Raw genomic sequence first — 12,026 nt, 5'->3', positions numbered from 1 at the left:
AGTACTGTAAGTCGGACTAGCCGCCGGTTTCGGCGCTGATGATATCGCCGAACAGCTCCCACTGGCCCTTCTTGAACCGCCACATCTTGAGCTGCTCGATCGGCGCGAAGTCGGTGGACGAGGTGTTGATCTTGATTCCGGGGATCAGCGTGTCGGGGACGAAGTCCTTCAGGCTCGCGGCCTGCTTCATCACGTTCTCGCGGGTCAGATTGTCGCCCGACTGCTTCAGCACCTGCACCATGGTCTGTGCTGCAGCATAGGCGTACACCAGATTGGCGTCCGAAATGTTCGCGCCGGGCATGTACTTGTCGATGAAGGTCATGAATTTCTTCATGCCCTCGTCGTCCTTCCACTGCGGATCCGACGCATCCTTCAGATAGCCGGCCGACAGCACGCCTTCCGAGGCCTCGAGTCCGGCCGGCTTCATCACCGCGCCGATCGACACCGAGACGTCCGTCATCAGGTGCATCGGCTTCCACTCCAGCTCCGCGATCTTCTTGATGGCTTGCGCGGCAAATTTCGGGGTTGCGATGTTGACGAATACATCGGCGCCGGTGCCCTTGAGCTTGACGATGTGGGCATCGATTGACGGCTCCGACGTCTCGTAGCTTTCTTCAGCGACGATCAGCTTCGAGGCCTTGTCGCCGAACACGTCCTTGATACCGGCGAGGTAGTCCTTGCCGAAATCGTCATTGGCATAGAAGATCGCGACCTTCGCGTCCGGCTTCTCCTTCAGAATGTACTTTGCGAAAATTTGCGCCTCGACCCGGTAGCTGGGCTGGAATCCCATGGTCCAGGGAAAATTCTTCGGGTCGTTCCACTTGCTGGCGCCGGTGGCGAGGAAGAGCTGCGGCACCTTCTTGGAATTGTGATATTTCTGCACGGCGGTCTGGGTCGGCGTGCCTAGCGCGTTGAAGACGAGGAACACCTCGTCGCTCTCGATCAGCTTGCGGATCTGCTCCACGGTTTTCGGCGGCGAGTAGCCGTCGTCGTAGGAGATCCAGTTGATCTTGCGGCCGTTGATGCCACCCTGATCGTTGATCATCTTGAAATAGGCTTCCTCGGTCTTGCCGATGACGCCGTAGGCGGACGCAGGGCCCGAATAGGCCTCGACATTGCCGATCTTGATCTCGGTGTCGGTGACGCCGGTGTCGTACGCCTTCTGCGCATATGCGGATTGGGTCGCAAGCAGCGTCAGCGCTGTTGCTGCGGCAAGGAGGTGGAGTTTCCTGTTCATGAAAATTCCTTGGGTTTTCTCTGAGGTTTCTTCTGGGTTGAAGCAGGCACGTCAGAAACGAAGAAGCGCCCGCAAGGGGCGCTTTGGTCAGGCGATGGCGACTTTCTTGTCGACTTCCGAGGTCACCGAAAATTCCTTGCGCAAGGTCGGCTTGTGGATCTTGCCCGTGGCGTTGCGTGGCAGCGCATCGACGAACCGGATCTGGCGCGGGCATTTGAAGCGCGCGAGATTGGCCGCGCAATGCGCGAAGACGTCCGCCTCGGTCAGCCGCTGGCCCGGCTTGACCGCAACGATGGCGAGGCCGACTTCACCCCATTGCGGATCTGCAATACCGATCACGGCGGCTTCCGCAATGGCAGTGAGCTGATGCAGGACGTTCTCGACCTCGGCCGGATAGACATTCTCGCCGCCGGAGATGTACATGTCCTTCCAGCGGTCGACGATGTAGTAGAAGCCTTCTTCATCGACGCGCGTGGCGTCGCCGGTGTGCAGCCAGCCGTTGGTGAAGGACGTCTTGTTCGCCTCCGGCCTGTTCCAGTAGCCGGGCGTGATGTTCGGCCCCTTCACCCAGAGTTCACCGAGTTCGCCGACGCTGGCATCGCTGCCGTCGGGGCGCACGATGCGGACTTCAGTGTGCAGCACGGGTTTGCCGGCCGAGCCGGCCTTGCGGGCTGCATCCTCACGGTCGAGCACCAGCACGGCCGGCGAGGTCTCGGTCATGCCGTAGCCCTGCTGGAGCGCGACGCCGCGCGCCTCCCACACTTTCAGCAGCGGCACCGGCATCGGCGCGCCGCCGACACCGCCGACGATCAGCCTGCCAAGGTCAGTCGTTGCGAAGGCCGGATGCTGCGCCATGAACTGGTAGATCGCGGGCACGCCGAAGAAGACATTGATGCCCTGCGCGGGATCGTTGATCAGGCCGAGCGCCGTGCCGGGATCGAAGGCGCGCATGATCATCACGGTGCCGCCGGCATGCAGCACCGGATTGGTGTAGCAATTCAGCCCGCCGGTGTGGAACAGCGGCAGCACGGTGAGCAGCACCGAGGCCGGTCCGATACAGGCAGGACCTCCGAGGTTGACGCAGTTCCAGAAGGTCATGCCGTGCGTGATGGTCGCGCCCTTCGGATGACCCGTGGTGCCCGATGTGTACATGATGGTCGAGACATCATCGAGCGTGACCTCTTCGATGCGGTCGAGCGGTTTTGCTGCGGCGATGCCGCCCTCGTAAGAGCCGCCCGGTCCAAGCAGCAAGCTCGTGCCAATGCCGCACAGTTTCGCCACTGCAAGCGCCGTCTCGGCGAGATCGGTGTCATGGATCATCACGTCAGGCGCGCAGTCGCCGGTGATGAACTGAAGCTCGGGAACGGTGAGGCGGGTGTTCAGCGGCACGAAGATCGCACCTAACCGTCCGCAGGCGAACTGCACCTCCAGCGTATCGGTGGTGTTCAGCGCCAGCACCGCGACGCGGTCGCCGCGCGAGACCTTGAGGGTGTCACGGAGGAATCCCGCCAGGCGTGAGATGCGCGCATCGAGCTGCACATAGGTGAATCGGCGCCCGCTCGCGAGATCGATCACTGCAAGCTTATCAGGCGTGCGGCGGCCATAATGGACAATCCAGTCGTAGTAACGAACGGCCAAAAATCCCTCCCTCGGCGGTCTGGTGCCGCCTCTCGTCCCTATTGCCGTGCACCATGCCCGGCGTGACCCAGGGGCCAGCCGGAGTTTGTGCATCGACGTCTCTTTTTTTGTTTCGGAGTTGGCCTGCGAGGGGCGAAAATCGTCTTGCGTTGAGTTGCTAGGCCAGGGCCGGTCGGAGCGGCTCTCGTGGATCAGCCACTCCGCGCAAGTGAGCCGCCAAAGTTCCGGCCATGGTGAATGAGACGAATCCGTCCGCGAGGCGAGAGTGCGATGAAGAGCCCGTTCTATACCGCCGAGCACGATGCCTTCCGCGATGTCATGCGCCGCTTCGTTGACAAGGAGATCGCGCCGTTCGCCCATGAATGGGATGAAGCCGGTGAATTCCCGCGCGTGCTCTATCGCAAGGCGGCCGGGATCGGCCTGTTGGGGCTCGGATTTCCCGAGGAATATGGCGGGATCGCCGCCGATCAGTTCATGAAGATCGTGGCCAGCCAAGAGCTGGCGCGCGCCGGGGCCGGCGGCATCAGCGCCAGCCTGATGAGCCACACCATCGGCTCGCCGCCGATCGCACGGGCGGCACGTCCGGAGGTGAAGGCGCGCGTGCTGCCGCAAGTGCTTGCCGGCGAGAAGATTTCCGCGCTCGCCATCACCGAGCCGGGCGGCGGTTCTGACGTCGCGAACCTGCGAACCCGGGCGCGGCGGGACGGTAATCACTACGTCGTGAGCGGCGAAAAAACCTTCATCACCTCGGGCGTGCGCGCCGACTATCTGACCGTTGCGGTGCGCACCGGCGGCGAGGGCGCCGGCGGCGTCAGCCTGCTCCTGATCGAGGGGAATTCGCCCGGCCTGTCGCGCACAAAACTGAAGAAGATGGGTTGGTGGGCCTCCGACACGGCGACACTGCATTTCGATGACTGCCGCGTGCCGGCCGAAAACCTGATCGGCGAGGAAGGCCAGGGCTTCAAGATCATCATGCAGAACTTCAACAGCGAGCGCATGGGCATGGCGGCGGGTTGCACGGCCTTTGCACGTGTCTGCCTGGACGAAGCCATCGCCTACGCCAGGGAGCGCAAGACTTTTGGCAAGCCGCTCGCCCAGCATCAGGTGATCCGCCACAAGATCGTCGACATGGCGCAAAAGGTCGCGGCGTCGCAATCGATGCTGGAGCTGTTGGCGTGGCGGCTGGAGCAGGGCGAGAGCCCGATCGCGGAAATCTGCATGATGAAGAACCAGGCGACGCAGACGATGGCGTTCTGCGCCTCGGAAGCCGTGCAGATTTTCGGCGGCGCCGGCTTCATGCGCGGCATCAAGGCCGAACGCATCTACCGCGAGGTCAAGGTCAACGCCATCGGCGGCGGCACCGAGGAGATCATGAAGGATCTGGCGTCGCGGCAGATGGGGCTATGAAATTCTCCTCCGTCATGCCGGGGCTTGTCCCGGGGATCCACGTTCTTGCTGCCGACTGACAAAGACGTGGATGGCCGGGACAAGCCCGGCCATGACGAACACATCAGAGAGATCGAGAGCTGAGCTGATAAAAATGCTGTTCACCGCCGACCACGACGACATCCGCCGCTCCTTGCAAAAATTCATCGCCAACGAGATCAACCCTCATGTCGATGAATGGGAGAGGGCCGATATCTTTCCGGCGCACGAGCTGTTCAAGACAATGGGCAGCCTCGGCTTCCTCGGGTTGAACAAGCCGGTCGAGTTCGGTGGCTCGGGCCTCGATTACTCCTACGCGCTGATGATGGCGGAGGAGTTGGGTGCCATCACCTGCGGCGGCGTGCCGATGGCGATCGGGGTGCAGACCGACATGGCGACGCCGGCGCTGGCGCGCTTCGGCTCCGACGAGGTGCGGCGCGAATTCCTCAGCCCCTCGATCTCCGGCGACTACGTCGCCTGCATCGGCGTCTCCGAGCCGGGCGCGGGCTCCGACGTCGCCTCGATCAAGACCAGCGCCAAATCCGACGGCGACGACTACGTCATCAACGGCGGCAAGATGTGGATCACCAACGGCACCCAGGCCGACTGGATCTGCCTGCTGGCCAACACCGGCGACGGGCCCGTTCACCGTAACAAGTCGCTGATCTGCGTGCCCATGAAAGCCAAGGGCGTCACTGTCGCGCGAAAACTCGACAAGATGGGCATGCGCTCGTCGGACACCGCGCAGATCTTCTTCGACAATGTCCGCGTGCCCAAGCGCAACCGGATCGGCGAGGAGGGCAAGGGCTTTACCTACCAGATGGTCCAGTTTCAGGAGGAGCGTCTCTGGGGCGCGGCCGCCTGCCTGAAGGCGCACGAATACATCATCGATCAGACCATCGAATACACGCGCAACCGCAAAGCCTTCGGGAAGTCGATCCTCGACAACCAGGTCGTCCACTTCAAGCTCGCGGAAATGCAGACCGAGGTCGAGCTGCTCCGCGCGCTGATCTATCGCGCCGCCGAGCAATTGGTCGCCGGCGAGGATGTGACGAAGCTTGCGACCATGGCCAAGCTGAAAGCCGGCCGGCTCGGCCGCGAGCTCACCGACGCCTGCTTGCAATATTGGGGCGGAATGGGCTTTACCAACGAGACGCCGGTCAGCCGAGCCTATCGCGACAGCCGCCTGACCTCGATCGGCGGCGGTGCCGACGAGGTCATGCTGATGGTCCTGTGCAAGATGATGGGTACGCTGCCCGGCAGCAAGGGAAATGCTTCATGATTACGCTCTATCACTGCGACGCCGCGCGCTCGTTTCGTCCGCTCTGGATGCTGGAGGAGATGGGGCTGCCGTACGAACTGAAGATGCTGCCGTTCCCGCCGCGGGTCTTCGCCAAGGAGTACCTCGCGCTCAATCCGCTGGGCACGATTCCCTTCATGGTCGACGGCGAGACGAAGATGACGGAATCCTCCGGCATCTGCCACTATCTCGGCATCAAGCACGGCCCGACGCCGCTGATGGTCGGGCCGGAAGATCCCGCCTATGGCGCCTTCCTGAACTGGATGTATTTTTCCGACGCCACGTTAACCTTCCCGCAGACGCTGGTGCTCCGCTACACCCAGCTCGAGCCGGAGGAACGCCGCAATCCGCAGGTCGCCACCGATTACGCAAAATGGTTCTTAGGGAGACTGCGCGCCGTCGAGGCAGCGACCGCCAATGCCGAAACATTGTGCGCGGGCCGCTTCACCGCCGCTGACATCGTGATCGGCTACGCCCTGCGTCTCGCAGACAATATCGGGCTCGCCAAGGATTTTGGGCCAAATGTCGCGGCCTATTGGGCGCGATTGCAGCAGCGCGATGGGTTCAAGCGCGCGGTTGCTGCGGAGCAAAAGGCCGGCGCCGAGCAGAATGTTGCGCCGCGCGTGAGGGCGTAAGCCGGCGAAGGCTGGGACTATTGTCTCATAACGGTTCCGGACGGCGCAGCGCCCGTCCTGAACTGGCGATGTTTTGCGCTCCATGACAGCGCTATCGCGCCGTGACAGCGCCCAAATTTCCGCTAAGGTGACCTCCGTCCGCAGCGGCCAAAGAGCCGCGCGAGGAGGATCCCCATGGAAGATAACGGTCGCGAATCCGACCATCTGATGCTGATCACGCCGGAGCGGGTTTTCTACGCCGGCCTGCTCGGTCGCCCCCGCAAGCGGACCCCCGGCTGTTGCCATGTCTATGTGGCGGTGAAGGGCAATTTGCACCTGACCATCGACGACGTCCTCGCCACCGGCGAGCTGTTCGTCACCCTGCCCAACCAGCGCCATTCCATCGCCGGCGACTACCGCACTGCAATCAGCGTGACGCTGGAGCCGGAAAGCATGCCTGATGGCGTCATTGAGGCCCTGGCCGAGCGGCTGATGGGACCGGACCGTGCGGTCTATGCCCGCAAGATCCTCGCCGCCTACACGCTGCTGCGCCAGCGCCGCTATGGCGACATCACCACCGCCGAATTCGACGAGATGTGCTTTGGCGAGGCGTTGCCCCGCCGCGTGCTCGACCCGCGCGTGACCCGCGCCGTCGCCCGCATCGGGCGCTTCTCCGGCGAGCCGGTGACAGCGGATACCTGCGCGACTGAGGCAGGCCTCTCGGCTTCGCGCTTCCTGCATCTGTTCAAGGAAGAGACCGGCATCTCGTTCCGCTCCTTCCGCGCCTGGAAGCGTGCGCGGCATCTGCTGCACTTCGCCAACCAGGACCTCAACCTCGCCCATCTCGCGCAGGATATCGGCTATCCCGACTCCACGCATTTCAGCCATTCGATCCGCCGTTTCTACGGATTGAAGCCGCGCGCGATCTTCGTCGGCTCGCGGGATCTTGCGATCTATCGCAGCACCGAGACGGTGCGGCTCGCGGAGGCGAGCTAGCACCGCTCTCGCAGGGTGGGCAAAGGCGCTCTTGCGCCGCGCCCACCACCTTTCGGCAATTGGCAAAGATGGTGGGCACGCTTCGCTTTGCCCATCCTACGATAGCCGTGCCTTCCAGCTTCTCCGCGCAAGAAGCCGCATGCCGCGCGTCACATGATCGCAAGCGTTGAATTCTCAACGTGCGAGACATTACTGGCATGAGCGACAAGGCCGTCATCACCTGCGCGCTGAACGGCGTGCTCACCGATCCGAAGCAGCACAATGTGCCTGTGACGCCCGAGCAGATGGCGCGCGAGGCCCGGGCTGCGTTCGATGCCGGCGCGTCCGTCATGCACATCCATCTGCGCCAGCAGGCGCCCGGCAAGGGGCATCTGCCGTCCTGGGAAGTCGCCGTCAGCAAGGAAATTCAGCAGGCGATCCGCGAGGCCTGCCCCGGCGTGATCATCAACCACACCTCGGGCGTCTCAGGGCCGAACTACAGCGGCGCGCTCGATTGCATCCGCGAAACAAAACCGGAGATTGCCGCCTGCAACGCCGGGTCGCTGAACTATCTGAAGGTGAAGGCCGACAATAGCTGGGCCTGGCCGCCGATGATGTTCGACAACGCGGTCGAGAAGGTGAAGGACTATCTCGACGTCATGAACGCGGTCGGCACCATCCCCGAGTTCGAATGCTTTGACGTCGGCATCGTCCGTTGCGTCGGCATGTATCATCAGGTCGGCATGTATAAGGGTCCGCTCGAATATAATTTTGTGATGGGCGTTGCCTCCGGCATGCCGTCAGATCCGGATCTTCTGCCGATCCTGATCAAGCTGAAACGCCCCGAAGCGCATTTTCAGGTCACCGCGATCGGCCGCGAGGAGATCTGGCCGCTGCACCAGCGCTGCGCTGAGCTCGGTGGTCATCTGCGTACCGGTCTCGAGGACGCCTTCTATCTCGCCGATGGCAAGAAGGTGACGTCGAACGGTCAGCTGATCGAGGCCATTGCCGCTTGCGCCCGCCGTGCCGGCCGCGAGATCGCGTCTCCGGCCGAGGCGCGGAAGATCTTTGGGACGAACAGGTAAGGTATCGCCTCACCCGTCATTGCGAGCGAGGCGAAGCAATCCAGAATCTTTCCGCTGAAGAAGTCTGGATTGCTTCGTCGCGTCGCTCCTCGCAATGACGAGCAGGATAGAGTCATGTCCATTCTTGAAAACACCATTTCCCCCGGCAGCGCCGGCTACCACGCCAACCGCGACGGCATGCTCGCGCTGATCGACCGCATGCGCGCGCTGGAAGAGCGCACGCGTAGCGCATCCGCCGCGGCAAAAGATCGTTTCCACAAGCGCGGACAGCTGCTCCCGCGCGAGCGCGTCGCGCTGGTGCTCGATCCCGGCGCGCCCTTCATCGAGCTGTCCACGCTCGCCGGCTACATGTTCGACGTGCCGGATGCGGCCAAGAGCGTGCCCGGCGGCGGTGTCATCGCCGGCATCGGCTTCGTCTCGGGCATCCGCTGCATGGTCAGCGCCAGCGATTCCGGCATCGATGCCGGCGCGCTCCAGCCCTACGGCCTCGACAAGACGATCCGCGTGCAGGAGCTCGCGCTGGAGAACAAGCTGCCTTACGTCCAGCTCGTCGAAAGCGCGGGCGCAAATCTCTTGCGCTACCGCGTCGAGGATTTTGTCCGTGGCGGCAACATCTTTCGCAATCTCGCGCGACTCTCCGCGGCGGGGCTGCCGGTCGTCACCGTCACGCACGGTTCGTCCACCGCGGGCGGTGCTTACCAGACCGGCCTGTCCGACTACATCGTCATGGTCCGCGGCCGCACCCGCGCGTTCCTCGCCGGGCCGCCGCTGCTGAAGGCCGCAACCGGCGAGATAGCCACGGAAGAAGAGCTCGGCGGCGCCGAGATGCACACCCAGGTCTCAGGCCTCGGCGACTATCTCGCCGAGGACGACCGCGACGGGCTGCGCATCGCGCGCGAGATCATGGCGGCGCTGGAATGGGAGCGGCCGGGCAGGGCCGCGTCGGAATTCAAGCCGCCGCGCTATGACCAGGACGAGTTGCTCGGCATCATGCCGATGGACCACAAACGCTCCGTGGATATGAAGCAGGTGATCGCGCGCATCGTCGACGATTCCGACTTCACCGAGATGGCGCCGAATTACGGCCCGGCCACCGTCTGCGGCCATGCCCGCATCGAGGGCCAGGCGATCGGCATCATCACCAACAACGGTCCGCTCGATCCCGCCGGCGCCAACAAGGCGACGCATTTCATCCAGGCCTGCTGCCAGACCCGTACGCCGATCCTCTATCTCAACAACACCACCGGCTACATGGTTGGCAAGGCTTACGAAGAAGCCGGCATGATCAAGCACGGCTCCAAGATGATCCAGGCGGTGACGTCGGCGACGGTGCCGCAGATCACCATCTATTGCGGCGCCTCGTTCGGCGCCGGCAATTACGGCATGTGTGGCCGCGGCTTCCATCCGCGCTTCTGCTTCTCCTGGCCCAACGCCAAGACCGCCGTGATGGGTGGCGAGCAGGCCGCCGAGACCATGGCGATCGTGACCGAGGCCGCCGCCGCACGCCGCGGCAAGCCGGTCGAGAAAGAAAAGCTCGATGCGATGAAGGCCCAGATCGTCAGCGTATTCGACGGCCAGATGGACGTGTTCTCGACCAGCGCACGCGTGCTCGACGACGGCGTGATCGACCCGCGCGACACCCGCGCGGTGCTGTCCGAAGTGTTCGCGATCTGCCGCGAGGGCGACGGGCGGACACTCCAGCGCATGCAATTCTCGGTGGCCCGCCCATGAGGAACGGATCAGTGCAGCACCGGTCGTTCTACAAAGTCCTGGTTGCCAATCGCGGCGAGATTGCACTGCGCGTGATGCGCAGCGCGCGGCAGCTCGGCCTCGGCGTCGTCGGGGTCTATTCGGAGGCGGATCGCGATGCGCTTCATGTGAAGCAGGCCGATCAGGCCGTGCGGATCGGCGAAGCCCTGCCGGTGCAATCCTATCTCAACATCCCCGCGATCATTGCGGCAGCCAGGGCCAGCGGCGCGGATGCGGTGCATCCGGGCTACGGCTTCCTCGCCGAGAACGAAGACTTTGCGCAAGCCTGCAAGGATGCCAGCCTCGTTTTCATCGGCCCGTCGCCGCAGGCGATCGAGGCGATGGGCAACAAGGCCGGCGCCAAGGAGATCATGAAGAAGGCCGGCGTGCCCGTCGTCCCCGGCTACCAAGGCGCTGACCAGAGCGACGATGTCATGCTGGCGGAGGCCAAAAAGATCGGCTTCCCCGTGATGATCAAGGCGGTCGCCGGTGGCGGTGGTCGCGGCATGCGGCTCGTCACCGAGGCCGCTTCGTTCCCCGATTCACTGCGCAGTGCGCGGTCGGAGGCGAAAGCCGCGTTTGGCGATCCCACCGTGATCCTCGAGCGCGCCATCCAGAACCCGCGCCACATCGAGATCCAGGTGTTCGGCGACAGCCACGGCAACGCCATTCATCTCGGCGAGCGTGATTGCTCGGTGCAGCGGCGGCACCAGAAGCTGATCGAGGAGGCGCCGTCGCCCGCGGTGACGCCCGAGTTGCGCGCGAAAATGGGTGAGGTCGCCGTCGCGGCCGTGAAGGCATTGCGCTACGAGGGCGCGGGCACGCTGGAATTCCTGCTCGATCAAAGCGGCGAGTTCTACTTCATGGAGATGAACACGCGCCTCCAGGTCGAGCATCCCGTGACCGAGGCGATCACCGGGCTCGATCTCGTCGAGCTGCAGCTGCGCGTCGCGCGTGGCGAGGCGTTGCCGGTGAAGCAGCAGGATATCCGCTTCTCTGGCCACGCCATCGAGGTGCGGCTGTGCTCGGAAGACGCCGCGCAAGACTTCATGCCGCAGTCCGGCCGCATGGCGCGCTGGCAGGTGCCGGATGGCATCCGCGTCGAGCACGCGCTGCAGTCGGGCTCGGAGATCCCGCCGTTCTACGATTCGATGATCGCCAAGGTGATCAGCCGCGGCGCGAGCCGCGAGGAGGCGAGGGGACGGCTGATCGTCGGCCTCGAGCAGCTCACGGCGTTGGGCGTGACGACCAATCAGGCGTTCCTGATGTCGTGCCTGCGCCATCCCGGTTTCGCCAAGGGCGAGGCGACCACGGCGTTCATCGGCGCGCATCGCGACGCGTTGCTTGCGCCGCGTGCGGACGCAGCATTCGATACGGCGTTGGCGGGTCTGTTGCTCTATGTCGCCAGTCCGCGCGCGCCGTCATGGCGTAGCGGGCGGAGCCTGTCGGCAACTTTCCCTCTGCCCGCGAAGATCGAGGTCGCCGGTCAGACGCACGAGCTTGAAGTCACCCGAGAACGCGATGGCAGTTACACCGTCGCCACCGACGGCCGCCCGGACAAATTCGAGATCGACCATCTCGATGCTGACGCCATCCGCTTCCGCCACGACGGCGTGATGGACAGCGCAAAATTCCTGCGCGACGGCGATCGGCTCTACCTCCAGCATCGCGGCATCCCGCTCGCGGTCATCGATCTCACCCTCGCTGCACCGAAGGCCGCCACAAGCAATGGCGGCGACGGCAAGGTGCGCGCCGCCATGAACGGGCGCGTCGTTGCCGTCCTCGTGAAGCCGGGCGATCGCGTCACCGCCGGCCAGCCGGTGTTGACGCTGGAAGCGATGAAGATGGAGCACCTCCACAAGGCCGGCATCGACGGTGTGGTCACTGCGATCGACGTCGCCGAGGGCGAGCAGGTGACGACGGGCAGGGTCGTGGCGGTGATCGGGGCCGATCAGAAGACGGGTTAGGGCATGTTCCGGGTAGGCCGCGCCAAGTCTCCGCTA

9 protein-coding genes are annotated in these 12,026 nt (G+C 64.0%); 7 read left to right on the top strand and 2 right to left on the bottom strand.

What is annotated here, in order from left to right; translation table 11 throughout:
- Nucleotides 1-16: 16 nt before the first annotated feature.
- Together B5V03_RS29900 and B5V03_RS29895 are read right to left on the bottom strand one after the other, a co-directional pair.
- Nucleotides 17-1,237 (bottom strand): ABC transporter substrate-binding protein, encoded by a 1,221-nt coding sequence (locus tag B5V03_RS29900; RefSeq protein ID WP_129273982.1) that lies wholly within the window; start codon nucleotides 1,235-1,237, stop codon nucleotides 17-19.
- Nucleotides 1,238-1,324: 87 nt separating this feature from the next.
- On the bottom strand, nucleotides 1,325-2,875 hold the full coding sequence (locus tag B5V03_RS29895) for an acyl-CoA synthetase (protein ID WP_129273981.1): 1,551 nt from the start codon (nucleotides 2,873-2,875) through the stop codon (nucleotides 1,325-1,327).
- Nucleotides 2,876-3,145: 270 nt separating this feature from the next.
- On the opposite strand from B5V03_RS29895, the gene B5V03_RS29890 reads away from it, so the two are divergent.
- The 7 genes from B5V03_RS29890 (at nucleotide 3,146) to B5V03_RS29860 (ending at nucleotide 11,990) form a co-directional block, all read left to right on the top strand.
- Nucleotides 3,146-4,282 carry an acyl-CoA dehydrogenase family protein gene (locus tag B5V03_RS29890; protein ID WP_164988376.1) on the top strand — a complete coding sequence of 379 codons (1,137 nt, stop codon included), beginning with the start codon at nucleotides 3,146-3,148 and terminating at the stop codon, nucleotides 4,280-4,282.
- Nucleotides 4,283-4,415: 133 nt separating this feature from the next.
- The gene (locus B5V03_RS29885) at nucleotides 4,416-5,582 is read left to right on the top strand and encodes an acyl-CoA dehydrogenase family protein (protein WP_129274128.1); all 1,167 of its coding nucleotides are present in this window, start codon (nucleotides 4,416-4,418) and stop codon (nucleotides 5,580-5,582) included.
- Nucleotides 5,579-6,235, top strand: coding sequence for a glutathione S-transferase family protein (locus B5V03_RS29880; RefSeq protein ID WP_129273979.1), 657 nt, complete (start codon nucleotides 5,579-5,581; stop codon nucleotides 6,233-6,235). Before B5V03_RS29885 ends, B5V03_RS29880 begins: the two co-directional genes overlap by 4 nt.
- Before the next feature lie 174 nt (nucleotides 6,236-6,409).
- Entirely contained in the window at nucleotides 6,410-7,210 is an 801-nt protein-coding gene (locus tag B5V03_RS29875) for a helix-turn-helix domain-containing protein (protein ID WP_129273978.1), read from the top strand.
- Between the two features lie 197 nt (nucleotides 7,211-7,407).
- Nucleotides 7,408-8,274, top strand: coding sequence for a 3-keto-5-aminohexanoate cleavage protein (locus tag B5V03_RS29870; RefSeq protein WP_129273977.1), 867 nt, complete (start codon nucleotides 7,408-7,410; stop codon nucleotides 8,272-8,274).
- A 114-nt stretch (nucleotides 8,275-8,388) separates the two neighbouring features.
- Complete coding sequence (locus tag B5V03_RS29865; protein WP_129273976.1) at nucleotides 8,389-10,005, top strand: acyl-CoA carboxylase subunit beta; 1,617 nt, start codon at nucleotides 8,389-8,391, stop codon at nucleotides 10,003-10,005.
- A complete protein-coding gene (locus B5V03_RS29860; protein ID WP_129273975.1) occupies nucleotides 10,002-11,990 on the top strand; it encodes an acetyl-CoA carboxylase biotin carboxylase subunit in 1,989 nt (662 codons plus the stop codon). The genes B5V03_RS29865 and B5V03_RS29860 overlap by 4 nt, the downstream gene beginning before the upstream one ends.
- Nucleotides 11,991-12,026 lie beyond the last annotated feature (36 nt).

This window comes from Bradyrhizobium betae, assembly GCF_004123905.1.
In the GTDB taxonomy this organism is placed as follows: domain Bacteria; phylum Pseudomonadota; class Alphaproteobacteria; order Rhizobiales; family Xanthobacteraceae; genus Bradyrhizobium; species Bradyrhizobium betae_A.
The sequence above is the reverse complement of the archived record's forward strand: the minus strand, read 5'-3'. Positions and strand labels throughout refer to the sequence as shown.